This window comes from Cupriavidus sp. FW305-46, assembly GCF_058787075.1.
In genome coordinates this window covers 52,911-78,792 of record NZ_JBYSZI010000033.1, presented here as the reverse complement: position 1 = coordinate 78,792, position 25,882 = coordinate 52,911, and the positions used below count along the sequence as shown (strand labels likewise).

21 protein-coding genes are annotated in these 25,882 nt (G+C 65.9%); 17 read left to right on the top strand and 4 right to left on the bottom strand.

Annotated elements, in window-relative coordinates:
* Nucleotides 1-8 precede the first annotated feature (8 nt).
* From AC3WON_RS17445 to AC3WON_RS17435, 3 genes are all read right to left on the bottom strand, one after another.
* Complete coding sequence (locus tag AC3WON_RS17445; protein ID WP_035820219.1) at nucleotides 9-548, bottom strand: septation protein A; 540 nt, start codon at nucleotides 546-548, stop codon at nucleotides 9-11.
* A gap of 38 nt (nucleotides 549-586) precedes the next feature.
* Nucleotides 587-1,051, bottom strand: a complete 465-nt coding sequence (gene msrB, locus AC3WON_RS17440; RefSeq protein ID WP_035820225.1) for a peptide-methionine (R)-S-oxide reductase MsrB — start codon at nucleotides 1,049-1,051, stop codon at nucleotides 587-589.
* Nucleotides 1,052-1,167: 116 nt separating this feature from the next.
* Nucleotides 1,168-2,739: a protein adenylyltransferase SelO gene (locus AC3WON_RS17435; RefSeq protein WP_492352359.1), complete on the bottom strand. Its 1,572-nt coding sequence runs from the start codon at nucleotides 2,737-2,739 to the stop codon at nucleotides 1,168-1,170.
* A gap of 457 nt (nucleotides 2,740-3,196) precedes the next feature.
* Here AC3WON_RS17435 and AC3WON_RS17430 point away from each other — a divergent pair, with 457 nt between their 5' ends.
* The 7 genes from AC3WON_RS17430 to AC3WON_RS17400 all read left to right on the top strand — a co-directional run bounded on the left by AC3WON_RS17430 (nucleotide 3,197) and on the right by AC3WON_RS17400 (nucleotide 12,894).
* The gene (locus AC3WON_RS17430; RefSeq protein ID WP_492320155.1) at nucleotides 3,197-4,822 is read left to right on the top strand and encodes a 3-(methylthio)propionyl-CoA ligase; all 1,626 of its coding nucleotides are present in this window, start codon (nucleotides 3,197-3,199) and stop codon (nucleotides 4,820-4,822) included.
* A 140-nt stretch (nucleotides 4,823-4,962) separates the two neighbouring features.
* The gene (locus AC3WON_RS17425) at nucleotides 4,963-6,213 is read left to right on the top strand and encodes a branched-chain amino acid ABC transporter substrate-binding protein (RefSeq protein ID WP_492320156.1); all 1,251 of its coding nucleotides are present in this window, start codon (nucleotides 4,963-4,965) and stop codon (nucleotides 6,211-6,213) included.
* Nucleotides 6,214-6,403: 190 nt separating this feature from the next.
* Nucleotides 6,404-7,351 (top strand): branched-chain amino acid ABC transporter permease, encoded by a 948-nt coding sequence (locus tag AC3WON_RS17420; RefSeq protein ID WP_010810051.1) that lies wholly within the window; start codon nucleotides 6,404-6,406, stop codon nucleotides 7,349-7,351.
* A 4-nt stretch (nucleotides 7,352-7,355) separates the two neighbouring features.
* The gene (locus AC3WON_RS17415; RefSeq protein ID WP_492352358.1) at nucleotides 7,356-8,669 is read left to right on the top strand and encodes a branched-chain amino acid ABC transporter permease; all 1,314 of its coding nucleotides are present in this window, start codon (nucleotides 7,356-7,358) and stop codon (nucleotides 8,667-8,669) included.
* Nucleotides 8,666-9,439 carry an ABC transporter ATP-binding protein gene (locus AC3WON_RS17410; RefSeq protein ID WP_013956531.1) on the top strand — a complete coding sequence of 258 codons (774 nt, stop codon included), beginning with the start codon at nucleotides 8,666-8,668 and terminating at the stop codon, nucleotides 9,437-9,439. Before AC3WON_RS17415 ends, AC3WON_RS17410 begins: the two co-directional genes overlap by 4 nt.
* Nucleotides 9,439-10,152, top strand: coding sequence for an ABC transporter ATP-binding protein (locus AC3WON_RS17405; RefSeq protein WP_492320158.1), 714 nt, complete (start codon nucleotides 9,439-9,441; stop codon nucleotides 10,150-10,152). The genes AC3WON_RS17410 and AC3WON_RS17405 overlap by 1 nt, the downstream gene beginning before the upstream one ends.
* A 471-nt stretch (nucleotides 10,153-10,623) precedes the next feature.
* Nucleotides 10,624-12,894 (top strand): TonB-dependent receptor, encoded by a 2,271-nt coding sequence (locus AC3WON_RS17400; RefSeq protein ID WP_492320159.1) that lies wholly within the window; start codon nucleotides 10,624-10,626, stop codon nucleotides 12,892-12,894.
* Nucleotides 12,895-12,999: 105 nt separating this feature from the next.
* Here AC3WON_RS17400 and AC3WON_RS17395 read toward each other — a convergent pair whose 3' ends face one another.
* Nucleotides 13,000-14,565: an amino acid permease gene (locus AC3WON_RS17395; protein ID WP_492352357.1), complete on the bottom strand. Its 1,566-nt coding sequence runs from the start codon at nucleotides 14,563-14,565 to the stop codon at nucleotides 13,000-13,002.
* 490 nt (nucleotides 14,566-15,055) lie between these two features.
* On the opposite strand from AC3WON_RS17395, the gene AC3WON_RS17390 reads away from it, so the two are divergent.
* The 10 genes from AC3WON_RS17390 (at nucleotide 15,056) to AC3WON_RS17345 (ending at nucleotide 25,857) form a co-directional block, all read left to right on the top strand.
* A complete protein-coding gene (locus tag AC3WON_RS17390) occupies nucleotides 15,056-17,137 on the top strand; it encodes a 3-hydroxyacyl-CoA dehydrogenase NAD-binding domain-containing protein (RefSeq protein WP_492320161.1) in 2,082 nt (693 codons plus the stop codon).
* A gap of 30 nt (nucleotides 17,138-17,167) precedes the next feature.
* Complete coding sequence (gene pncA / locus AC3WON_RS17385) at nucleotides 17,168-17,812, top strand: bifunctional nicotinamidase/pyrazinamidase (protein ID WP_492320162.1); 645 nt, start codon at nucleotides 17,168-17,170, stop codon at nucleotides 17,810-17,812.
* A 47-nt stretch (nucleotides 17,813-17,859) separates the two neighbouring features.
* Entirely contained in the window at nucleotides 17,860-19,038 is a 1,179-nt protein-coding gene (locus AC3WON_RS17380) for an acetyl-CoA C-acyltransferase (protein WP_492320163.1), read from the top strand.
* The gene (locus tag AC3WON_RS17375; RefSeq protein WP_492320164.1) at nucleotides 19,038-19,484 is read left to right on the top strand and encodes a PaaI family thioesterase; all 447 of its coding nucleotides are present in this window, start codon (nucleotides 19,038-19,040) and stop codon (nucleotides 19,482-19,484) included. The genes AC3WON_RS17380 and AC3WON_RS17375 overlap by 1 nt, the downstream gene beginning before the upstream one ends.
* 111 nt (nucleotides 19,485-19,595) lie before the next feature.
* Nucleotides 19,596-21,458, top strand: a complete 1,863-nt coding sequence (locus AC3WON_RS17370; protein WP_492352356.1) for an acyl-CoA dehydrogenase — start codon at nucleotides 19,596-19,598, stop codon at nucleotides 21,456-21,458.
* A 46-nt stretch (nucleotides 21,459-21,504) separates the two neighbouring features.
* The gene (locus tag AC3WON_RS17365; protein WP_492320166.1) at nucleotides 21,505-22,287 is read left to right on the top strand and encodes an SDR family oxidoreductase; all 783 of its coding nucleotides are present in this window, start codon (nucleotides 21,505-21,507) and stop codon (nucleotides 22,285-22,287) included.
* A 127-nt stretch (nucleotides 22,288-22,414) separates the two neighbouring features.
* A complete protein-coding gene (locus AC3WON_RS17360) occupies nucleotides 22,415-22,852 on the top strand; it encodes a PaaI family thioesterase (protein ID WP_492320167.1) in 438 nt (145 codons plus the stop codon).
* Between the two features lie 93 nt (nucleotides 22,853-22,945).
* Nucleotides 22,946-23,956 carry an NADP-dependent oxidoreductase gene (locus tag AC3WON_RS17355; protein WP_011615136.1) on the top strand — a complete coding sequence of 337 codons (1,011 nt, stop codon included), beginning with the start codon at nucleotides 22,946-22,948 and terminating at the stop codon, nucleotides 23,954-23,956.
* Between the two features lie 77 nt (nucleotides 23,957-24,033).
* Complete coding sequence (locus tag AC3WON_RS17350) at nucleotides 24,034-24,882, top strand: class II aldolase/adducin family protein (RefSeq protein WP_316149325.1); 849 nt, start codon at nucleotides 24,034-24,036, stop codon at nucleotides 24,880-24,882.
* Between the two features lie 39 nt (nucleotides 24,883-24,921).
* Nucleotides 24,922-25,857 (top strand): glutathione S-transferase family protein, encoded by a 936-nt coding sequence (locus AC3WON_RS17345; protein ID WP_492320168.1) that lies wholly within the window; start codon nucleotides 24,922-24,924, stop codon nucleotides 25,855-25,857.
* Nucleotides 25,858-25,882: the final 25 nt, after the last annotated feature.

Here is a 25,882-nt window from a genome sequence, read left to right as displayed (position 1 = left end):
GGGGGGCGTCAGTCCTGGCTGTTCTCGGGCATGTGGCGCGACAACCAGACGCTCTGGGCGACGATGAACACCAGCATCAGCCCCATGCTGCCGAACAGCTTGAAGTTGACCCAGGCCTCGGTCGAGAACTGGTAGGCCACGTACAGGTTCAGCACGCCCATGGCGGCAAAGAAGCCGGCCCAGGCGGCGTTCAGGCGCGCCCACACCGGGTCGGGCAGGGTCACCTGTTTCTCCATCATGGCGCGGATCAGGTTCTTGCGCCAGCCGATCACCGAGCCCAGCAGCGCCACCGCGAACATCCAGTAGAGCACGGTCGGCTTCCACTTGATGAAGGTCTCGTTGTGCAGCACCAGCGTGGCACCGCCGAACACCGCGATGATCAGCAGGCTGACCCACTGCATCGGCTCGACCTTGCGGTGGCGGAACCAGACCCAGCCGATCTGCAGCACGGTGGCGCCAATGGCCACGGCGGTGGCGGTGTAGATGTCGGCCAGCTTGAAGGCGGCAAAAAACAGGATGACCGGGAACAGGTCGAACAGGAATTTCATGCGGTACCAGGTTGTGTCCGGCGTGCTTGCCGGAGCATTCAGCGCTGTGGGTCGCGCCGGGGTTTGTCGTCGCTGCCGGCAGCGTGGGCCTCATCCGCCGCACGCTGTGCCGGGTCGCGATCATCGAATTTTAGCGCAGCCGAGTTGATGCAATAGCGCAGGCCGGTCGGCGCGGGGCCATCCTCGAAGACATGGCCGAGATGGCTGCCGCATTCCTTGCAGCGAACCTCCACCCGCGTCATGCCGTGGCTGTGGTCGACGTGCTCGGCAATCACCTCACCGTTGATGGCGCGGAAATAGCTGGGCCAGCCGCAGCCGGCATCGAACTTGGTGGCGGATTCGAACAGCGGCGTGCCGCAGCCCACGCAGTGGTAGATGCCGTTGTCCCAGTGGTCCCAGTAGCGGCCGGTGAACGGGCGCTCGGTGGCGGCCTCGCGGGTCACGCGGTATTCGATGTCTGAGAGTTGTTCACGCCACTCGGCGTCGGTCTTGGTGGTGGTCATGGTCTTGTCCTCGCAGGGCTTCCTCGGCTGGGTTCCTCAGTTAAGGCATTGGTCGTGCAAACTGCGCGAACCTTACACCGGCTGGGGCCGGCGTGCAGGGCGCGGATGACATGGCGTCACGACGAGCAACTGACCTCCAGGCCGGAGGCCCAGTCCGGCGGCAGCGCCGCGTAGTGCTCTGCTTCCGGCTGCTCGTCGAAGGGGCGCGACAGCACTGCCAGCAGGCGGTCCACTTCGGTGAAGTCCTTCTCGCGTGCGCGCCGGATCGCGGTTTCGGCCAGGTGGTTGCGCAGCACGTACTTGGGGTTGACTGCCAGCATTTCCAGTTCGCGCGCGGCGTCGTGCGACTGCTCGGCGCGCAGGCGCGCGCGATAGTCGGCCACCCATGCGTCGAAGGCGGCGCGGTCCAGGAACAGGTCGCGCACCGGCGCGTCGCGCGAGGCATCGGCGGACGAAATGCCGCACAGCTTGCGCCAGAACAGCGTGTAGTCCACGCGCTGGCCGTGCAGCAGCTGGAACAGGCTGGTCAGCAGCGGCTCATCGCTCTTGTCATCGCCGCCGGCGGGCGGGCGCAGGCCCAGCTTGGCACGGTAGTGGCGGAAGAATGCCGCGGCATAGCGGTCGCGGAACGGGTCCAGCGCCGCGCGCGCGGCTTCCACGGCGGCGTCGCGCGCGCCTTCCTGGTCGGCATCCTCTGGCGGCAGCCACAGCGGCAGCAGCGCCTGCGCCAGGCAGTGCAGGTTCCAGAATGCCACCTGCGGCTGCTGGCTGTAGGCGTAGCGGCCCTGCGTGTCGGAGTGGTTGCAGATATGGTTGGCGTCGAACGCGTCCAGGAAGCCAAATGGACCGTAGTCGATGGTCAGGCCCAGGATCGACATATTGTCGGTGTTCATCACCCCGTGGCAGAAGCCCACTGCCTGCCAGTGCGCGATCAGGTCGGCGGTGCGCAGCGAGACCTCGCGCAGCAGCGCCTGGTAGGGCTGGGTGTCGTCGCGGCAGGCGGGCATGAAGTTGTCGATGACGAAATCCGCCAGCTTGCGCAGCGCGGCGACGTCGTCGTGCGCGGCGAAATGCTCGAAGTGCCCGAAGCGGATAAAGGTCGGCGACAGCCTGGTCACCACCGCGGAGGTTTCGATGGTCTCGCGCCGCACCGGCGCGTCCGAGCCCATGATAGACAGCGCACGCGTGGTCGGCACGCCCAGTGCGGCCATGGCTTCGGAGCAGAGGTACTCGCGGATCGATGAGCGCAGCACCGCCCGGCCATCGGCCATGCGCGAGTAGGGCGTCAGGCCCGCGCCCTTGAGCTGGATTTCCCACGGGCCGGTGGCGGTCTCGGCCTGCGCCAGGCGGATGGCGCGGCCGTCGCCGAGCTGGCCAGCCCAGACCCCGAACTGGTGCCCGGAATAGACCGTGGCGAGCGGGTCGGCCCAGTCCGGCACCTGGTTGCCGATAAAGGTCTCGATGAAGTCCTGCTGGCTGCCGATGCCGGCATCCCAGCCGAGCAGGGCCGCAGCGGCCGGCGCCACCCCCACCAGGTAGGGTGCTGGCAGCGGCGTCGGGCGCAGCCGCGTGAAGAACTGCGCGCCGAGTTCGGCGAAGCCGGGCGCGGTGCGCCAGGGCGCGGACAGCGTTGCCGGCGTGGCTGCGTCGGAGGGCTGCGGAGCTTGTGACTGGGGCGTGTCTGGCATCGCGTAGGGGCGCCTCGGGGCGCAAGGGGCGGTGCGAATTCCGTGCGCTCGTCGATGTGCGGCGAACCGCGTAAAAAGCGGTGCAGCGCGGCATGCCGGGGGCACGAAAATGCGGTGGTGGCTAGGGAAAACGACATGTTGAGGTGCAACATGCCACGCAGTATTGTACGTCCTCAACGGCACTCGACCGCTCGACCGAGTTAATGCCGCCATGCACCGCACGTTATTTTCCTCCTTCAGTGCGCACATGAATCCGGTGCATGGGCTTTTCGCAGAATTGCGGCCCCGAATTCGATGGCAATACCGGCGGCAACCCCGACGGCAATACACAACGACAGTACAGCAGTGCACAACGAGATCGGCCGGACGCCGATTTGGTGCATGGAAACGACCGCCAAAAAATAGTACGGTTGTTCGTTTTCAGGCGAACTAGACAAGACTTTCAGGAGGCAGGTTCATGGCATTGATGGGTCAAATGATGAGCGCGCCGCTGCTCATTTCCTCCATCATCAAACACGCCGCGCGTTATTACGGCAGCACCGAGATCGTCTCGCGGCGCACGGAGGGCGACCTGCATCGCTACACGTACCGCGATTGCGAACTGCGCGCCCGCAAGCTGGCGCAGGCGCTCGGCGCACTGGGCGTGAAGCGGGGCGAGCGCGTCGGCACGCTGGCCTGGAACGGCTACCGCCACCTCGAGATCTACTACGGCGTGTCCGGCATGGGCGCCGTCTGCCATACCATCAACCCGCGCCTGTTCCCCGAGCAGATCGCCTATATCGTCAACCACGCGGAAGACGGCTATATCTTCTTCGACCTGACCTTCCTGCCGCTGGTGGAAGGCGTGGCGCCGCATTGCCCCAACGTCAAGGGCTGGGTGGCGATGACCGACCGCGCGCATATGCCGGCCGAATCGAAGGTGCCGCTGCTGTGCTACGAGGAACTGGTCGACACGCAGGACGGCAACTACGAATGGCCGCAGTTCGACGAGAACCTGGCGTCGAGCCTGTGCTACACCTCGGGCACCACCGGCAACCCCAAGGGCGCGCTGTACTCGCACCGCTCGACGGTGCTGCACTCGTACGCGTCGGCACTGCCCGACGCGCTGGGCTGCTCCGCCAGCGACGTGATCCTGCCCGTGGTGCCGATGTTCCACGTCAATGCCTGGGGCCTGCCGTACTCGGTGCCGCTGGTCGGCGCCAAGCTGGTGCTGCCCGGTGCCAAGCTGGACGGGGCCTCGATCTATGAACTGTTCGAGCAGGAGAAGGTGACCTTCTCCGCCGGCGTGCCGACGGTGTGGCTCGGCCTGCTCCAGCACGTGCAGTCGAACCAGCTCAAGTTCTCCAGCTTCCGCCGCACCGTGATCGGCGGCTCGGCCGCGCCGCCGGCGATGATCCGCGCACTCGAGGCGCTGGATGTGGAGGTGATCCACGCCTGGGGCATGACCGAGATGTCGCCCCTGGGCACGTCGTGCAAGCTGCTGGCCAGGCACCAGGACCTGTCCGACGCCGAGCGCCACAAGATCCAGGAAAAGCAGGGCCGCGTGATCTTCGGCGTCGACATGAAGATCGTCGATGGCGACGGCAACGAGCTGCCGTGGGACGGCAAGGCCTTCGGCGACCTGATGGTGCGCGGGCCGTGGATCATCGACCGCTACTTCCGCAACGATGCCAACCCGCTGGCCGACGGCTGGTTCCCGACCGGCGACGTCGCCACCATCGACGCCGACGGCTTCATGCAGATCACCGACCGCAGCAAGGACGTGATCAAGTCCGGCGGCGAATGGATCTCGTCGATCGATATCGAGAACGTCGCCGCCGCGCACCCCGCGGTGCATATGGCGGCCTGCATCTCGGCCTACCATCCCAAGTGGGATGAACGCCCGCTGCTGGTGGTGGTGAAGAGGCCCGGCGCCGAAGTCACCCGCGAAGAGCTGCTGCAGTTCTTCGAGGGCAAGGTCGCCAAGTGGTGGATCCCGGACGACGTGGCCTTTGTCACCGAGATCCCGCTGACCGCCACCGGCAAGATGCAGAAGCTCAAGCTGCGCGAGCAGTTCAAGGACTACAAGCTGCCGACCGCCTGACGCCGGCACGCGCTTTCCGGTGCGCCATGCCTGCTTGCGGCATGGCGTGTTCGGGGCCGGCTGCACGGCGTGGCATGGAGGACGCCGCGCAGCCAGCCAAATTCAACGACAAGCCAACGACAAGAGTGAAGGAGACAGGTATGACCAAAATGCGTCCGCTGGTGGCCGGTGTGGCCGTGTTTGCCGCACTGGGTTCTGCGCTGGTTTCAGGTACCGCACTCGCGGATACGGTGAAGATCGCCTTCATTGACCCGCTCTCGGGGCTGATGGCTCCCGTTGGGCAGAACCAGCTCAAGAGCTGGCAGTATGTCGCCGACATCGCCAACCAGAAGAACTGGGCCGGCGCGCACAAGTTTGAGGTGGTGGGTTTCGACAACAAGCTGTCGCCGCAGGAAAGCCTGACCATCCTCAAGCAGGCGGTCGACCAGGGCATCCGCTATATCGTGCAGGGCAACGGCTCGTCGGTCGGACTGGCGCTGCAGGACGCGGTGGCCAAGCACAACGAGCGCAACCCGGGCAAGGAAATCGTCTACCTGAACTACGCCGCGGTGGACCCGGATATGACCAATGCCAAATGCAACTACTGGCATTTCCGGCTCGACGCCAACTCGGACATGAAGATGGAGGCGCTGACCACCTTCCTGGCCAAGGACCCGAACGTCAAGAAGGTCTACCTGATCAACCAGAACTACTCGTTCGGCCACCAGGTGGCGCGCGCCGCCAAGGACTACCTCAAGCGCAAGCGCCCGGACATCCAGATCGTCGGTGAAGACCTGCACCCGCTGGCGCAGGTCAAGGACTTTGCCCCGTACGCGGCCAAGATCAAGGCCTCTGGCGCCGATACCGTGATCACCGGCAACTGGGGCAGCGACCTGGCGCTGCTGATCAAGGCGGGCAAGGATGCCGGCCTGACCGCCAACTACTACACCTACTACGCCGGCACCACCGGCGTGCCCACGGCGATGGGCGCCACCGGCGCCGAGCACGTCAAGTATGTCGGCTACTACAACCCCAACAACAAGGGGTTCAAGGGGGCTGATGTCATCGAGGGCTTCAAGAAGAAGTACAACGACGACTTCTACGTGATGGCCTCCTACACCGGCATTGCCATGCTGGCCAAGGCCTTCAAGGACACCGGCTCGACCGATCCGACCAAGGTTGCCAAGGCGCTCGAGGGCATCAAGGTCGACAGCATGAACGGCACGGTCGAGATGCGCAACTCGGACCACCAGGCGCAGCAGTCGCTGGTGGTCGCCACCTGGACCAAGGTGGACGGCAAGGAAATCAAGTACGACCAGGAAAACACCGGCTACGGCTGGAAGACCAACGCGCTGATGGACCAGTACGTGTCGGCGCAGCCGACCTCCTGCCAGATGAAGCGGCCGGGCTGATCCTGTCCGTGACGGGCCGGCCACGCTGACAAAGTGGCCGCCCGATCCTGCATACTTTCAGTCTTTTTCGGTCGATACCGGGGAGCGTCCGGGGCGGGCATCCGCCCCCGGAGGGCGACGCTCACCCTCAATCCAACCGGACGGACGCCGGCATGCCCACGCATGGCGGCGCCAGCTTGAAGGACACGCTGTGGAATTCTTCGTCATCTCACTGCTGAACGGCATCAGCTACGGGCTGCTGCTGTTCATGCTGTCATCGGGCCTTACGCTGATCTTCAGCATGATGGGCGTGCTCAACTTTGCCCATGCCAGCTTCTACATGCTGGGCGCCTACTTTGCCTACACCATCGCCAGCAAGGTCGGGTTCTGGCCGGCGCTGATCTTCGCGCCGCTGCTGGTGGCCGGCGCGGGCGCGCTGGTGGAGCGCTTCGGCCTGCGCACGGTGCACAAGTACGGCCACGTGGCCGAACTGCTGTTCACCTTCGGCCTGGCCTACCTGATGGAAGAGGGCGTCAAGCTGGTGTGGGGCCTGGCGGCGGTGCCGTACCGGATCCCCGCGGAGCTGGACGGGCCGCTGTTCACGGTGTTCACCTCGTCCTTCCCCAAGTACCGCGCCTTCATGATGCTGGTGTCGCTGGGCATGCTGGTGGCGATCTACCTGGTGCTGACGCGTACCCGCATCGGGCTGGTGATCCAGGCCGCGCTGACGCACCCGGAAATGGTCGAGGCGCTGGGCCACAACGTGCCGCGCGTGTTCATGATGGTGTTTGGCGGCGGCGCCGCGCTGGCCGGGCTGGCGGGAGTGATCGGCGGCAATGCCTTCGTCACCGAGCCGTCGATGGCCGCGGCGGTCGGGTCGATCGTGTTCGTGGTGGCGGTGGTGGGCGGCATGGGATCGCTGGTGGGCGCCTTCATTGCGTCGATCCTTATCGGCGTGCTGCAGACCTTCGCGGTCACCATCGACGCCTCGCTGGCGGGCCTGATGACCAGCCTGGGGCTGGCCGTCAGCGAGGCCACGCCGTTCTATTCCTTGTGGAAGCTCACGGTGGCCCAGGTGGCGCCGGTGCTGCCGTACCTGCTGCTGGTGGTGATGCTGATCTTCCGCCCGCGTGGACTGATGGGAACCCGGGAGAGCTGACGCCATGGAGCAAGCGATGCAACAACCCCGCGAGCCGGTGGTGACCGGCCGCACCCTGCGCTACCGCCCGCTGAACCTGGCGCGCTGGATCATCTGGAGCCTGACCGTGCTGGTCATGCTGGTGCTGCCGCTGATCTTCACCGGGGGCTTCGCCATCACGCTGATGTCGCAGATGGGCATCATGATCATTTTTGCGTTGTCGTACAACATGCTGCTCGGGCAGACCGGCATGCTGTCGTTCGGCCATGCGGTGTATTCCGGCCTGGGCGCCTTCATCGCCGTGCATGTGCTGAACATGGTGGGGGCGGGCAAGGTGTGGCTGCCGGTGTCGATGCTGCCGCTGGTGGGCGGCCTGGCCGGCGCCTTCTTCGGCGTGATCTTCGGCTACGTCACCACCAAGAAGTCCGGCACCACCTTTGCCATGATCACCATGGGCATCGGCGAGATGGTGTTCGCCAGCTCGCTGATGTTCCCGGAGTTCTTCGGCGGCGAGGGTGGCATCTCCACCAACCGCGTGGTCGGCGACCCGTTCCTGGGCATCACCTTCGGGCCCGGGCGCCAGGTCTACTACCTGATCGCGGCGTGGTGCCTGCTGTCGATGGTGGCGATGTACGCCTGGACGCAGACGCCGCTGGGCCGCATCGCCAACGCCGTGCGCGACAACCCCGAGCGGGTCGAGTTCATCGGCTACAACACCCAGCGCGTGCGCTACCTGGTGCTGATCCTGTCGGCATTCTTCGCCGGTATCGCCGGGGCGCTGGGCGCCATCAACTTCGAGATCGTCTCGGCCGAGAACGTCAGCGCGGTGCGCTCCGGCGGCGTGCTGCTGGCGGTGTTCATCGGCGGCGCGGGCGTGTTCTTCGGGCCCATCATCGGCGCGGTGGTGTTCGTGCTGTTCGCGGTGGCGCTGTCGGACCTGACCAAGGCCTGGCTGCTGTACCTGGGCCTGTTCTTCGTGCTGATGGTGATGTTCGTGCCGGGCGGGCTGGCCAGCCTGCTGCTGATGCAGGTGCCGCTGCTGGGCAAGGGCAAGCTGGGCCGCATGCTGCCGTCCTATGCGCGTGCCGGCGGCGCCGGGGTGGTGCTGCTGCTGGCCATGATCCTGACGGTCGAGCTGGTCTACAAGGTCCAGGTCGACAGCGCCAACGGCACCACGATGTCGCTGTTCGGCGTCGGCTTCGATGCCGCGAGCTGGGCGCCATGGCTGGTGGCGGCCGCGCTGTGGGCGGCTGGCCTGTTCGCGTGGCGCCTGGCGGCGGCGCGGGTGCGCAGCGCGTGGGACAAGGTACAGATGGAAATCGCAGGAGGCAGGGCATGACAGCGGCACTGGAACTGACCGATGTACGCAAGAAGTTCGGCCAGACGGAGATCATCCGCGGCGTGAACCTGAGCATCCCGAAGGGTGAGCGCCATGCGCTGATCGGGCCGAACGGGGCGGGCAAGTCGACCACCTTCAACCTGATCTCGGGGCGCTTTGCGCCGACCAGCGGCACGGTGCGCCTGAACGGCGCGGAGATCGGCGGGCTGCAGCCCTTCGTGATCAACCGCATGGGGCTGTCGCGCAGCTTCCAGATCACCAACATCTTCCATCGGCTGTCGGTGTTCGAGAACCTGCGCTGCGCGGTGCTGTGGTCGCTCGGCTACAAGTATTCGTTCTGGCACCGGCTCAAGGGCCTGCGCGACACGCGCGAGCGCGCGGAGGAGGTGCTGGAGCTGATTGGCATGCAGCACCGCCGCGACAGCCAGGCGGGCCTGCTGACCTATGCCGAGCAGCGCGCGCTGGAGATCGGCATCACCATCGCCGGCGGCGCCGAGGTGATCCTGCTGGACGAGCCCACCGCGGGCATGAGCCGCTCCGAATCCGATCACGCGGTGGAGCTGATCCGCAAGGTCACCGTCGGCAAGACGCTGGTGATGGTGGAGCACGACATGAGCGTGGTGTTCGGCCTGGCCGACCGCATCTCTGTGCTGGTCTACGGCGAAGTGATTGCCACGGATACCCCGCAAGCCATCCGCAACAACCGCAAGGTCAAGGAAGCCTACCTGGGCACAACCCTCGACGAGGAAGCCACCGAAGGAGCGCACTGATGGGCAAGCGCATGCTGAACGTCCAGGGCCTGCACGCCTACTACGGCAAGAGCCACATCCTCCACGGCGTGGACGCGCATATCGGCGAAGGCGAGATCGTCGCGCTGCTGGGCCGCAACGGGGTGGGGCGCTCGACCATGGCCAAGGCCATCCTCGGCATGGTCAAGGCCGAGGGCTCGGTGCGGTTTCGCGACGAAGAGATCCTGGGGCGGCGCACCTTCGAGATCGCGCACCTCGGGATTGGCTATGTGCCGGAGAACCGGGACATCTTTCCGACGCTGACGGTGCGGCAGAACCTGCTGCTGGGGGAGAAGCGCAACCCGAGGCAGGCCAGGCCGCGCTGGACCGTCGAGGACATGTTCAACATGTTCCCGCGGCTGAAGGAGCGCGAGAACACCTCGGCCGGCGTGCTCTCCGGCGGCGAGCAGCAGATGCTGACGTTGTGCCGCACGCTGATGGGCGACCCCGACCTGGTGCTGATCGACGAACCCACCGAAGGCCTCGCGCCGATGATCGTGGCCTTGGTCGGGGACTACCTGAAGACGCTGAAGGAGCGGGGTATTTCCGTGCTGCTGATCGAGCAGAAGCTGGCGATTGCGCTGGATATTTCCCAGCGCGTCTACGTGATGGGGCACGGGCATATCGTGTTCGAAGGCACGCCCGCGGAGCTGAAGGCCAACTCGCAGGTGAGAAAGGAGTGGCTGGAGGTTTGATCCGGCGCTCGCCGTGGATATGCGCCGGGTCTGCCTCGACCCGGCGCCAAGGCCCCGCCGCACCCTGCGGCACAGCTTCAGCCGGGCTGAAACATCAGAAAAATCAATGGTTTGTCAGCCCCTGGCAGTGACGGGAAATCCCCGCCGCGCGGGCACTCCTACACGCGCCAGGCGCGCCCGCTGCTGCTAAGTAGACTAGTCAACAAGCTGCCGCGTATTACCGGAAAATGACTATATTGTCACGAAAAAAGTGGCATAAGCAGCCATTTCTGCCATTTCCGACCGTATATTCGATATTTTTGATGATTGAATAGGAATGATTCTTGTTTGTGTTTTGATTTCGGCCATCTTATAATCGCCCGCCGTTATGGATGACATGAATCAAAGCTTTCACGCTGCCTGAGCCCTGTCTTCATGACCACGCACAGATCGAGTCAAGAAAACTACAAAGCAACAAAGGGAAGGTAGATCGTGAAACAACAACAGGACACGTTCCGGCTGAATCCGCTTGCCGGGGCGCTGGCCGGCGCCGTGGCAGTGTTTGCCATGCAGGGCGCTGCGGCACAGGAGAGCCAGCCTGCCGCCGCGGCCAGTGCCGACACCAAGCCCGTGACGCTGCAAAGCGTGACGGTGACAGGGGCGAAGGATGATGGTTACAAGGTGGACGAGGCCCAGTCGGCCAAGTTCACCGCGCCGTTGCTGGATACCCCCAAGTCCGTCACGGTGGTGCCGGCACAGGTGGTGCAGCAGACCGGTTCCAACTCGCTGCAGGACGCGCTGCGCACCACGCCGGGCATCACCTTCGGCGCCGGCGAAGGCGGCAACCCGATCGGCGACCGTCCGTTCATCCGCGGCTTCGACTCGATGTCGAGCATCTATGTCGACGGCGTGCGCGACACCGCTTCGCAGACCCGCGACACCTTCAATATCGAAAGCATCGAAGTCATCAAGGGCCCGAGCTCGGCCTTTGGCGGCAAGGGCTCGGCCGGCGGCATGATCAACATCGTGTCGAAGCTGCCGACCAGCGAGAACTTCGTGCAGGGCTCGGTGGGCGTGGGCACGGACTCGTATTTCCGCGCCACGGCAGACGGCAACTACGTGCTCAACGACAATACTGCCGTGCGCCTGAATGCGCTGGGGTATACCGCCAACGTGCCCGGCCGCGACGAGGTCGACCAGAACTCCTGGGGCTTCGCGCCGTCCGTGACCTTTGGCCTGAACTCACCCACGCAGGTCACGCTGTCGTACTACCACCTGCAGGGCAACGGCATGCCGGACTACAGCATTCCGTATTCCCGCCCCGCCAGCCAGTCGAGCAAGGCCAACCCGTCGCAGCCGGCCAGTGTCGACCGCAACAATTTCTACGGCCTGACCAATCGCGATTTCCAGAAGACGCAGTCCGATATCGCCACGGCCACGGTCAAGCATGACTTCCGCAACGGCCTGGTGTTCAGCAACACCACTCGCTGGGGCCGCGCGACCAACGACTACATCGTCACCAACCCTGACGACAGCAAGGGCAACGTGCCGCGCGGCTTTGTCTGGCGCAACACCAAGAGCCGCGATTCGGCGACCGAGACGCTGACCAACCAGACCGACCTGAGCGCCAAGTTCGACACCGGCAGCCTCAAGCACACCGTGCTGTTCGGCTTTGAGTTCAGCCGCGACGATACCGATAACACCCCGTACAACGTGGTCTCGGCCAACCGGGCGGCGGCAGCGGGCATCTGCAACGCGTCGCTGGTGGCCAGCTTCGACTGCGCGCCGCTGGCCAACCCGAACCCGAACGACCCGTGGCGCGGCAGCATCAGCAAGATGCCGGTCACTACCACCACGACCACCAACACGCAGTCGGTCTACCTGTTCGACACGGTGGAGATCACCAAGCAGTGGCTGGTCAACGGCGGCATCCGCTACGACAACTACGACACGCACGCTTTCGCCAACGCGTACACCAACCCGAACACCGGCGCGGCCGTGGCGCAGCTGGATGTCCGCAACAAGTCGCACTTCTTCAACTACCAGGCTGGCGTGGTGTACAAGCCTGTGGAGAATGCCAGCATCTACGTGTCGTACGGCACCTCGTCGACGCCGCCGGGTTCGACCAACGGCGACGGCGCCGACAATATCACCGCGGCGCAGCGCAACCTGGAGCCGGAGACCTCGCGTTCGGTGGAAATCGGCACCAAGTGGGACCTGCTGGCCCGCCGCCTGTCGCTGACCGGTGCGATCTTCCAGATCGAGAAGAACAACGCGCGGGTCGCGGTTGACGCCAACACCACGATCAATGCCGGCAAGCAGCGCGTGAAGGGCTTCGAACTGGGCTTTGCCGGCAACCTGACCGACAAGTGGGGCGTGTTCGGCGGCTATACCTACCTGAACAGCGAGCTGATCGACAACGGTCCGCAGGCAGTCAACGCGGCCAACAACGGCAACCAGTTCCCCAATACGCCGAAGAACAGCTTCAGCCTGTGGACCACCTACCAGCTCCTGCCGGCGCTGACGGTGGGCGCGGGTGCGTATTATGTCGACAAGGTCTATGCCAACCCGGCCAACTCGTTGTATGTGCCGTCGTACTGGCGCTTTGACCTGATGGGCGCCTACAAGGTGAACAAGAACCTGTCGCTGCAGCTCAATATCCAGAACCTGTTCGACAAGACGTACTACACCAAGGCGCACAACCACTACGGCGCACTGGGCGCAGGGCGCTTTGGCATGCTGACGGCGAACTTCAGGTTCTGATTGCTACTGCGGCCGGAGTTCGACAACCACGGCCTGCACAAGCTGTGTGTTCCCTCTCCCGCTTGCGGGAGAGGGTCGGGGCGAGGGCGGGGCGCCCCGGCGAAGTCATTCCGGTGACATGCCAGCGCCGGCCCTCACTCCCTGCCCGTCACCCGCAAGCGGTAGACGGGAGCGAGCCGGTGGCTTCGGCAAATCAAACGGCATATCGTCGTAATCAATCAGCCGCGACTTCTTCACGGCCCGGTATCCCCACCACAGCGCCAGGAACGCCGGCACGCCGATATAGGTCGCCACGATCTCCGGCCACCGGTTCGGAATATCCGCAAACGCCTGGTAGTTCTGCCCGGCCACGATCACCACGCACAGCACCACGGTAAAGATGGGGCCGAAGGGATAGAGCGGCGATCGGTAGGCCAGCATGCCCACGTCATAGCCCTGGTGCACCAGCCCGCGACGGAAGCGGTAATGGCTGATGGCAATGCCCAGCCAGGCAAAGAAGCCGGTCATGGCCGAGGTGTTGAGCAGCCACAGGTAGACCGCCTTGTCCCCGAACAGCGAACTGAAGAAGCACAGCGCGCCCACGGCGGTGGTGGCCAGCAGCGCGTTGAACGGCACGCCGCTCACGGTCAGCTTGCCGAACGCGCGCGGCGCGCGGCCGCTGACGGCCAGGCCGTAGAGGATCCGGGTCGATACATACATGCTGGAGGTGCCGGCCGAGAGCAGCGCGGTCAGCACCACCGCGTTCATCAGTCCCGCGGCAAAGGCCAGGCCGGCGTGGCGGAACACCAGTGCGAACGGGCTCACGCCCACGTCGGTGACGTCGTTGCGCAGCAGGCTGGGATCGGTATAGGGAATCAGCACCCCGATGATCAGGATCGCGACCACATAGAACAGCAGGATGCGCCAGAAGGTCTGCCGGATCGCGCGCGGGATGGTCCTGGCCGGGTTCTCCGCCTCGCCGGCGGCCACGCCCACCGTTTCCGTGCCCTGGAAGGAGAAGCCCGCGATCATCGCCACGCCGATCATGGCCGGGATGCCGCCGACAAAGGGCGCGTCGCCCATGGTGAAGTTGTGCCAGCCGGACTGCGGGCCGCCTTTCATGATGCCGAAGATCATCAGCAGGCCCACGCCGAGGAACACGATCACGGTCACCACCTTGATCAGCGCGAACCAGTACTCGGCCTCGCCGAAGCCGCGCACCGAGAACGCATTGAGCCCGAACATCAGCAGCAGGAACGCGGCGCTCCAGACCACGCCGGGCATTTCGGGGAACCAGTACTGCATCACCAGCTGCGCCGCGGTCAGTTCCACGGCGATGGTCACCGCCAGGCTGAACCAGTAGTTCCAGCCCAGCGCGAAGCCGAAGCCTTCGTCGACATAGAGCGCGCTGTAGGTGACGAAGGAGCCGGCCACCGGCATATGCACCGCCAGCTCGCCCAGGCTGGTCATCAGGCAATAGACCATCAGCCCGAGCAGCATATACATGAGCAGCGCGCCGCCGGGGCCGGCCTGCGCGATCGAGGCGCCCGAGGCCACGAACAGCCCGGTGCCGACTGCGCCGCCGATGGCAATCATGCTCAGGTGGCGGGCCTTGAGCCTGCGCTTGAGGTGGTCGTGCTCGACCACCGGGTGCTGGTGCTCGTGGGCGTGGGAGTGTGAGGGGGAAGACATCAGGGTCGCTGGACCTTCCGCCGATCCGGCATCTTGTGGAACCCGGACGGCAAAAAACGAAAAGCCGCGAGTTTACAGGGTCGGCCAGCGCGATTTGTCCGTGTCGGACAAATAAAGTCCGATACTGGTTTAGAGGCGGCACTCAGTCGCAGTCGGCAAGTGCTTTATCCGCCATGGCAGGGCGATTTGGCACCGGTTTAGGCGCCCCCGCCATGCATCGCGGTCAGGGGCGGCATTCGCGCCGCGCATGTCGTCGGAAAAGTCCGAAAATTGAAATTGAACGACCGTGCTATTTTGTGTATGCTTGTTTCGCCCAAGCGCCGGAAGGCGTTGCGGGACGCGGGAAAGCGGCAGGTCGGGCGGAGGGTTTACCCGCTCATGACGGCCGCCTCCCGCAGCAGTCGTCGGCCGCCGCCGGCCGCGCCGTGCAGTAAAAAATGAATTCGAGAATTCGAATCCCGAGACAACTTTTGACACCAAAGGAACCAGCATGACAGCGCAGTATCAGGTTCAGGACGGCGTAGCCGTCATCACGCTCGACAATCCCCCTGTCAACGGCCTGGGTCACAGCACCCGGCTTGGCATCGTCGAAGGCATGACCCGTGCGCTGGACGATGCCGCCGTCAAGGCCATCGTCATCACCGGCGCTGGCAAGGCTTTCTCGGGCGGCGCCGACATCCGTGAATTCAATACGCCCAAGGCCATGCAGGAGCCGACGCTGCACTCGGTGATCCGCGTGCTGGAAGGCTCGTCCAAGCCGGTCGTGGCCGCCGTGCACTCGGTCGCCATGGGTGGCGGCCTGGAGCTGGCGCTGGGCTGCAACTACCGCGTGGCGTCCAAGGGCGCCCAGATCGCGCTGCCGGAAGTGAAGCTGGGCCTGCTGCCGGGCGCCGGCGGCACGCAGCGCCTGCCGCGCGTGATCGGCCTGGAGGCCGCGGCCAACATGATCGTGTCGGGCACCCCGGTGCTGTCCGAGAAGTTTGCCGGCACCAAGCTCTTCGATGAAATCGTCGACGGTGACGTGCTGCCCGCCGCGGTCAAGTTCGCGCAGAACGTTGGCGCCGCCACCGGCCCGCACCCGAAGGTGCGCGACCTGAAGGTGCGCCACGAGAACCCCGAAGGCTACCTGGGCTTTGCCCGCAACACCGTGGCCGCGATGGCCAAGAACTTCCCGGCGCCGCTGAAGTGCCTGGAAGCGGTGGCCGGCTCGCTCAAGCCGTTCGAACAGGGCCTGAAGCAAGAGCGCGAGGGCTTCCTCTACCTGGTCACCACGCCGGAATCGCGCGCGCTGCGCCACGCCTTCTTTGGCGAGCGTGCCGCCAGCAAGATCCCCGATGTGCCCGAAGGCACGCCGACCCGCAAGATCGAGAAGGTCGCCGTGATCGGCGCCGGCACCATGGGCGGCGGCATCAGCATGAACTTCCTCAATGCGGGCATCCCGGTCACCATCCTGGAAACCAAGCAGGAAGCGCTCGACCGCGGCGTCGGCATCATCCGCAAGAACTACGAGAACAGCGCCAAGAAGGGCAAGCTCACGCAAGAGAAGGTCGAGCAGCGCATGGGCCTGCTGACCACCACGCTGTCCTATGACGACCTCAAGGACGCCGACCTGATCATCGAGGCCGTGTTCGAAGAGATGGGCGTCAAGGAGACCGTGTTCAAGAAGCTGGATGAAGTCGCCAAGCAGGGCGCGATCCTGGCCTCGAACACCTCGACGCTCGACGTCAACAAGATCGCCTCGTTCACCAGGCGTCCGCAGGACGTGGTCGGCATGCACTTCTTCAGCCCGGCCAATGTGATGAAGCTGCTGGAAGTGGTGCGTGGCGAGAAGACCGGCAAGGACGTGCTGGCCACGGTCATGCAGGTCGGCAAGAAGATCAAGAAGACCGCGGTGGTGTCGGGCGTTTGCGACGGCTTTATCGGCAACCGCATGATCGAGCAGTACAGCCGCCAGGCTGGCTACCTGCTGGACGAAGGCGCGCTGCCGGAGCAGGTCGACAAGGCCATCGAGAAGTTCGGCTTTGCCATGGGCCCGTTCCGCATGGGCGACCTGGCCGGCAACGACATCGGCTGGGCCATCCGCAAGCGCCGCGCGGTGGACAAGCCGGACATCCAGTATTCCAAGACCGCCGACCTGCTGTGCGAGATGGGCCGCTTCGGCCAGAAGACCGGCGCGGGCTGGTACGACTACAAGGCGGGCGACCGCAAGCCGTACCCGAACCAGCAGGTCAACGACATGATCGTGCAGCACTCGAAGGACCTGGGCATCACGCGCCGCAAGATCTCTGACGAAGAGATCGTCGAGCGCCTGGTGTTCGCGCTGGTCAACGAAGGCGCCAGGATCCTGGAAGAAGGCATTGCTTCCAAGGCCTCGGATATCGACATGGTGTACCTGACCGGCTACGGCTTCCCGCTGTTCCGCGGCGGCCCGATGCTGTACGCGGACCAGGTCGGCCTGTACAACGTGGCGCTGTCGATGAAGCGCTACGCCAAGGGCTACCACGGTGAAGCGTGGCAGGTCGCGCCGCTGCTGCAGAAGCTGGCGGACGAAGGCAAGGGCTTCAACGGTTAATACCGCCACACGGTTCAGCCTGGAGCTGAGATGAACACCACCATCGGACCGGACGATTGCCTGCTGGTGATCGACGTGCAGAACGACTTCATGCCGGGCGGCGCGCTTGCCGTGCCCCACGGCGATGAAGTGGTGCCCGTCGTCAACCGGCTGGCGCGTGCGTTCGGTCATGTGGTGCTGACGCAGGACTGGCATCCCGTCAGCCACGTCTCGTTCGCGGCCAACCATGCGGGCACGCAGCCGTTCCAGACGCTGACGCTGCCGTATGGCGAGCAGGTGCTGTGGCCGGTGCACTGCGTGCAGGACACGCCCGGCGCTGCGCTGCATGCGGGCCTGCACGTGCCGCATGCGCGGCTGGTGATCCGCAAGGGCCACCATGCCGACGTGGACAGCTACTCCGCTTTCCTGGAAGCGGACCGCACCACGCGCACCGGGCTGGCCGGCTACCTGCGCGAGCATGGCGTCAAGCGCGTGTTCTGCGCGGGTCTGGCGACGGACTATTGCGTGGCCTGGAGCGCGCTCGATGCGCGCGCCGCGGGCTTTGCAGCCGCGGTGATCGAGGATGCGTGCCGTGCCATCGACCTGGACGGGTCGCTGGCCAGGGCATGGCAGGACCTCGGCGCCGCCGGCGTTGCGCGTGTCACGTCCGCTGAACTGCTCAAGGGCCAGGGCTGAACCGAACCACCGAACTGAACGACACAAGAGATTCCGAGGAGCAAGACATGAACGAAGCAGTCATCGTATCCACCGCGCGGACCCCGCTGGCCAAGAGCTGGAAGGGCGCCTTCAACATGACCCACGGCGCCACGCTGGGTGGCCATGCCGTCCAGCACGCCATTGCCCGCGCCAAGATCGAGGCCGCCGAAGTGGAAGACGTGCTGATGGGCTGTGCCAACCCGGAAGGTGCCACCGGCGCCAACATCGCACGCCAGATCGCACTGCGCGCCGGCTGTCCGGTGACCGTGCCCGGCGCCACCGTCAACCGCTTCTGCTCGTCCGGCCTGCAGACCATCGCCATGGCCGCGCAGCGCGTGATCGCCGATGAGGGCGACATCTTCGTCGCCGGCGGCGTGGAAAGCATCTCGTGCGTGCAGCAGGAGATGAACCGCCATATGGTCCAGGAAAGCTGGCTGCTGAAGAACAAGCCGGAAATCTACTGGAACATGCTGCAGACCGCCGAGAACGTGGCTAAGCGCTACAACATCGCGAAGGAGCGCCAGGACGAGTACGGCGTGCGCAGCCAGCAACGCGCCGCCGCCGGGCAGGAAGCCGGCAAGTTCAAGGACGAGATCGTGCCGATGACGGTGCTGGCGGGCGTGGCCGACAAGTCCACCGGCCAGCTGGTGACCAAGGAAGTCACCATCTCCGCCGACGAAGGCATCCGCGCCGACACCACCCTGGAAGGCGTGGCCAAGATCCGCAGCGCCGTGCCGGGTGGCGTGATCACCGCCGGCAATGCCTCGCAGTTCTCGGACGGCGCTTCGGCTGCCGTGGTGATGAACGCACGCGTAGCCGAGGCCCGCGGCCTGCAGCCGCTGGGCGTGTTCCGCGGCTTTGCGGTGGCTGGCTGCGAGCCGGACGAGATGGGCATCGGCCCGGTCTTTGCCGTGCCCAAGCTGCTGAAGAAGGCTGGCCTGAAGGTCGACGACATCGGCCTGTGGGAGCTGAACGAAGCCTTCGCGGTGCAGGTGCTGTACTGCGCCGATACGCTGGGCATCCCGATGGACCGCCTCAACGTCAACGGCGGCGCCATCGCCGTGGGTCACCCCTACGGTGTCTCGGGCGCGCGCCTGGTCGGCCATGCGCTGATCGAAGGCAAGCGCCGCGGCGTCAAGTACGTGGTCGTGACCATGTGCATCGGCGGCGGCCAGGGCGCAGCCGGGCTCTTCGAAGTGCTCTGATGTCCGCTGCGGGCACCGGGCAGGCCAGGCCTGCCGACATGCTCGCCTGGGGCCGGGAGGTGCTGGCCAGCCAGCCTTTCTCGGTCCTGGTCGGCACCGAGCTGGCGGCGCTGTCATCGGGCAAGGCCGAGTTGCGATTGCCGATCCGCCAGGATCTGCGGCAGCAGCATGGCTTCCTGCACGGCGGCGTGGTCAGCTACCTGGCCGACAACGCGCTGACCTATGCGGGCGGTGCGGCCATGGCGGTGCCGGTGGTGACATCCGAGTACAAGATCAACTACGTGCGCCCGGCGATCGGCGAGATGCTGGTCGCCCGCGCCGAATGCGTCAGCGCCGGCCGCCAGCAGGCGGTGGTGCGCTGCGATGTGTTCGTCGTCAAGGATGGCGAGGAGAAGCTCTGCGCGGTCGCGCAGGGAACGATCGCGCGCCTTGGCGAAGGCGCCTGAGCGGCAGGCAGGGAAGGGCGCGGCAGCGCCCTTTTTTGATCGCGCCCGGCGCCTTCCACGCTGGCAAAAAGAATTCGCGGCACGCCACGCAGTGCGCCGCATGGAGACACCATGTCGATGATCCTTTCCCGCCGCGACCTGAATTTCGTGCTGTACGAATGGCTCAAGGTCGACGAGCTCACGCGCATCCCGCGCTATGCCGACCACTCGCGCGAGACCTTCGACGCCGCGCTGGACACCTGCGAGAAAATCGCCACCGACCTGTTCGCGCCGCACAACAAGAAGAACGACCAGCAGGAACCGCATTTCGACGGCGAGACCGTCAGCATCATCCCCGAGGTCGGCACCGCGCTGAAGGTCTTCTGCGAGGCCGGCCTGATGGCCGCCGGCCAGGACTATGAACTGGGCGGCATGCAGCTGCCGGTGGTGGTCGAGAAGGCCGGCTTTGCCTACTTCAAGGGTGCCAACGTCGGTACCAGTTCGTACCCGTTCCTGACTATCGGCAACGCCAACCTGCTGCTCGCGCACGGCACGCCGGCGCAGGTCGAGACCTTCGTCAAGCCGGAGATGGAAGGGCGCTTCTTCGGCACCATGTGCCTGTCCGAGCCGCAGGCGGGCTCGTCGCTGTCGGACATCACCACGCGCGCCGAGTACGAGGGCGAATCGCCGCTGGGCGCGCAGTACCGGCTGCGCGGCAACAAGATGTGGATCTCTGCCGGCGAGCACGAGCTGTCGGAAAATATCGTCCACCTGGTGCTGGCCAAGATCCCCGGCCCGGACGGCAAGCTGATCCCGGGCGTGAAGGGCATCTCGCTCTTCATCGTGCCCAAGTACCTGGTCAATGAAGACGGCTCGCTGGGCGAGCACAACGACGTGGTGCTGGCCGGCCTGAACCACAAGATGGGCTACCGCGGCACCACCAACTGCCTGCTCAACTTCGGCGAAGGCATGAAGTACCAGCCGGGCGGCAAGGCCGGTGCGATCGGCTACCTGGTGGGCGAGCCGCACAAGGGCCTGGCCTGCATGTTCCACATGATGAATGAGGCGCGCATCGGCGTGGGCCTGGGCGCGGTGATGCTGGGCTATACCGGCTACCTGCACGCACTGGACTACGCGCGCAACCGCCCGCAAGGCCGCGCGGTCGGCCCCGGCGGCAAGGATGCGGCCAGCCCGCAGGTGAAGCTGGTCGAGCACGCCGATATCCGCCGCATGCTGCTGGCGCAGAAGAGCTATGTCGAAGGCGGCCTGGCGCTGAACCTCTATTGCGCGCGCCTGGTCGACGAGGAAGAGGCCGCTGCGGCCGCCGGCGACGAAGCCGCGCATGCGCGCCTGGCGCTGTTGCTCGATATCCTGACCCCGATCGCCAAGAGCTGGCCGTCGCAATGGTGCCTGGAGGCCAACAACCTGGCGATCCAGGTGCATGGCGGCTACGGCTACACGCGCGAATACAACGTCGAGCAGTTCTACCGCGACAACCGCCTCAACCCGATCCACGAAGGCACGCACGGCATCCAGGGCCTGGACCTGCTGGGCCGCAAGGTGGTGATGAAGGACGGCGCCGCCTTCAAGCTGCTGGGCGAGCGCGTGCAGGACACCATCGCCCGCGCGCTCGCCGCCGGCAATGCCGAGTTGTCGCAGCAGGCAGGCGCCCTCGGCGCCGCCACCAAGCGCCTGGCCGAGGTCACGCAGGCGCTGTGGAGCGCGGGCGACCCCAACGTGACGCTGGCCAATGCCTCGGTCTACCTGGAGGCCTTCGGGCACGTGGTGGTGGCGTGGATCTGGCTGGAACAGGCACTGCTGGCGCAAGCCGCGCTGCCGCGCGCGAACGGCAAGGAAGACGAGGACTTCTACCGCGGCAAGCTGGCCGCGGCGGCCTACTTCTTCCGCTGGGAGCTGCCCAAGGCCGGCCCGCAGCTGGCGCTGCTTGAATCGCTCGACCGCACCACGCTCGACATGCAGGACGCGTGGTTCTGAGCGGCGCTTGCCCATCCCCGAACACTACAGAACGAAGGAAGACAATATGCGTACCATCCAGCAACTGTTTGACCTGAAAGGCAAGACCGCGCTGATCACCGGCGGCTCGCGCGGGCTTGGCCTGCAGATTGCCGAGGCGCTGGGCGAGCAGGGCGCGCGCCTGGTGCTGTCGGCGCGCAAGGCCGACGAGCTGCAGGCGGCGCAGGCGCACCTGAAGTCGCTCGGCATCGAGGCCGACTGGATCGCCGCCGACGGCTCGCAGGAGTCGGAGGTCGCGCGCCTGGCGGACGAAGCCATCGCCAGACTGGGCCACGTCGACATCCTGGTCAACAACGCCGGCGCCACCTGGGGCGCCCCGGCCGAAGACCATCCGGTCGAAGCCTGGGACAAGGTGATGAACCTGAACATCCGCGGCCTGTTCCTGCTGAGCCAGCGCATCGGCAAGCTGTCGATGATCCCGCGCCGCTACGGCCGCATCATCAACGTGGCGTCGATCGCAGGCCTGGCCGGCAACCCGCCGGGCAGCATGGAGACCATTGCCTACAACACCTCCAAGGGTGCGGTGGTCAATTTCACGCGCACGCTGGCGGCCGAGTGGGGCGAGCACAACATCACCGTCAACGCGCTGGCGCCGGGCTTCTTCCCGTCGAAGATGACCAAGGGCTCGCTCGAGCGCATGGGCGTTGAGGCGATGTGCGCCGGCGTGCCGCTGCATCGCCTGGGCGACGATGAAGACCTGAAGGGCGCCGCGCTGCTGTTTGCCAGCGACGCCGGCAAGCACATCACCGGCCAGATCCTGGCGGTGGACGGCGGCGTCAGCGCGGTCTGAGCCGGGCAGGGCGCATTCCGGGCAAGCCGCACCGTGCGGCTTGGCGGAATCCCGGATTGCCCTCAAACTTGGGGCCGGCGCGAGGCCTCGGCCTCGCCGGCACCTAATTCTCGGACTCGCAATTGCCATGAACCAGTTCAAAGGCCCCCTGACCCACATCCCCTTCCTTGCCGACCTCGGCGTGACCTGCAGCCTCGCCGAAGGCGGCCGCAGCGAGATCGCGCTGCCGATCGAGAAGCGCCACCAGAACAGCTGGGACATGGCCCACGGCGGCGTGATCATGACGCTGCTCGACGTGGCCATGGCGGTGGCCGGCCGCAGCAGCGACGCGGACGGCCGGGGCGTGGTCACGATCGAGATGAAGACCAGCTTCATGGCGCCGGGGCGCGGCGCGCTGACCGCGCGCGGCACTACCGTGCACCGCACCACCACCATGGTGTTCTGCGAAGGCGAGATCGTCGATGCCGACGGCAAGACCGTGGCGCGCGGCTCGGGCACCTTCAAGTACATCCGGCGCATGCCGCCGCAGCGCCCGGGTGAAACCGATACCGGTGCCGACGGCTGAGCGCCGGCGCCTATGCAGCAGACGGGGCAGCGCGGCTGTCCCTCCCGACGCAGTATTCAAGCCGTTCCAGTTTCCTACTGAAAGGAATCGACCATGTCCAAAACGTTCAAGCGCATCGTCCTGGCCTCGCGTCCCGAAGGCGCGGTGACGCCGGCCAATTTCCGCCTGGAAGAAGTGCCCGTGCCGCAGATCGCCGACGGCCAGGTGCTGGTGCGCAACCACTACCTGTCGCTGGACCCGTACATGCGCGGCCGCATGAACGACAGCAAGTCCTATGCCGCGCCGCAGCCGCTCGATGAGGTCATGATCGGCGGGACCGTGGGCGAAGTGGTGGAAAGCAGGAACAGCAAGTTCAAGCCGGGCGACAAGGTGGTCGGCATGTTCGGCTGGCAGGAGATGGGCGTCAGCGACGGCACCGGCCTGCAGCCGGTCGACACCACGCATATCCCGCTGTCGGCCTACCTCGGTTCGGTCGGCATGCCGGGAGTGACCGCCTGGTATGGCCTGAACAAGATCATCCTGCCCAAGCCGGGCAAGACCATCGCGGTCAGCGCGGCCTCCGGCGCGGTGGGCAGCGTGGTCGGGCAGCTGGCCAAGCTGGCCGGCTGCCGCGCGGTCGGCTTTGCCGGCGGCAAGGACAAGTGCGACTACGTGGTCAATGAGCTGGGCTTCGATGCCTGCATCGACTACAAGGCGGCCAAGGATCCCAAGGAGCTCTACAAGATGCTCAAGGAAGCCACCCCGGACGGCATCGACGGCTATTTCGAGAATGTCGGCGGCGATATCCTGGACGCCGTGCTGACGCGCATGAACGCCTTCGGCCGCATTGCCATGTGCGGCATGATCGCGGGCTATGACGGCCAGCCGCTGCCGCTGAAGAACCCGCAGCTGATCCTGGTGTCGCGCCTGACCATCGAAGGCTTTATCGTCTCCGAGCATATGGAAGTCTGGCCGCAGGCACTGAAGGAACTGGGCACCGCCGTCGCACAGGGCAAGCTCAAGTTCCGCGAGAGCATTGCCGAAGGCCTGGCCAGCGCACCGGAAGCCTTTATCGGCCTGCTCAAGGGCAAGAACTTCGGCAAGCAGCTGGTCAAGCTGGTCTGACCGGCGCATGCAGGGCCGCGGCGCGCCTGCCGGGCACGCCGCGGGCAACGGATTTCACCAAAAAAATGGAGACACCGATGAATGCCCCGCAAGCCCCGCAAATCCAGAGCGACGACGAGATCGGCGCCGGCCTGCCCGAAGAGGTCAAGGCCCGCTACCGCAACCTGCCGCGCCCGCCGCAGTTCGCCACCGCCGCCGAAGAGCGCCTGCACCGCAAGCAGCGCCTGGCCGCGGCCTTCCGGCTGTTTTCCAGGTTCGGTTTCGACGAAGGCGTGGCCGGCCATATCACCGCGCGCGACCCGGAGTTTCCCGATACCTTCTGGGTCAATCCCTTCGGCGTCCATTTCAGCCAGGTCAAGGTCTCCAACCTGATCCGCTGCGACCACCACGGCGACGTGGTCGAGGGCGACTACCCGGTCAATGCCGCGGCCTTCGCCATCCATTCGCGCGTGCACCAGACCCGCTCCGACGCGGTCGCGGCAGCGCATTCGCACAGCACCCATGGCCGCGCGTGGTCCACGCTGGGCCGCCCGCTCGATCCGCTCACGCAGGACGTGTGCGCGTTCTACCAGGACCATGCGGTCTATGACGATTTCGGCGGCGTGGTGGTGGAGCTCGACGAGGGCCAGCGCATCGCCAATGCGCTGGGCCAGAACAAGGCCGCCATCCTGCAGAACCATGGCCTGCTGACGGTCGGCAAGACCGTGGACGAAGCCGCCTGGTGGTTCATCACCATGGAGCGCTCCTGCCAGGTCCAGTTGCTGGCCGAAGCCGCCGCGGCGCGCACCCAGGCGCCGCTCAAGCTGATCTCCGATGCGGCCGCGCGCCAGGCCTATTCGATCGTCGGCACGGCGCAGGCGGGCTGGTTCCAGTTCCAGCCGCTCTATGCCCGCATCGTCAAGGAACAGCCGGACCTGCTGGACTGAACCGCACGGCACACGCTGGCAAACATGGAGTTGGATCGCATGGCCGACATCATTCTTCACCAGTACGCAACTTCGCCATTCGCCGAGAAGGTCCGCCTGCTGCTGGGCGCCAAGGGACTGGCGTGGCAGGCGGTGGAAATCCCCGCCATCCTGCCCAAGCCTGACCTGCTGGCGCTGACCGGCGGCTACCGCCGCACGCCGGTGCTGCAGGTCGGTGCCGATATCTACTGCGATACCGCGCTGATCTGCGAGGTGCTGGACGCGCTGGCGCCCACGCCGGCGCTGTATCCGCCGGCCCAGGCCGCGGCGGCGCGGGTCGCGGCAGCCTGGTTCGATGCGGCGCTGTTCACGGCTTCGGTGACCTATGTGTTCCAGCCGGCCGGCGTTGCCAGCATGCTGGGCCACCTGTCGCCGGCGCAGGTCCAGGCCTTTAGCGCGGACCGCAAGGCCATGCGCGGCGACACCAATGCGCTGCGCATGCCGTTGCCCGAAGCCACCGCGCTGCTGCATGAAACGTTCGGCCAACTGGAAACGCAGTTCGCGGCCGGGATCGGGCATGTGGCCGGGCCGGCGCTGTCGGTTGCCGATTTCTCGCTGTACCACAACCTCTGGTTTATCCGCCGCGCCGGCGCGCTGGCGCAGCTGCTGGAGGCTTATCCGCGCATGCAGGCCTGGTATGCGCGCATGAACACCTTCGGCCATGGCCGGCCGCGCGTGATCGACAGCGAGGACGCGATCGGCGCCGCGCGCAGTGCCGATCCGCTGGCGCTGGATGAGGGCGTGGTCGTGGATGCAGGCCTGCAGGCCGGCGACCCCGTCACCGTCACGCCCACCGACTATGCGCGCGATCCGGTGGCCGGCGTGCTGCTGGCGCTGAGCGCGCGCCGCGTCACGCTGCGCCGCCAGGATCCGCGCGCCGGTGCGCTCAATGTGCATTTCCCGCGGCAGGGCTACCAGGTGCAGCGCGCCGCCTGAGCGCGCGCATGGCACACGGCCCGCC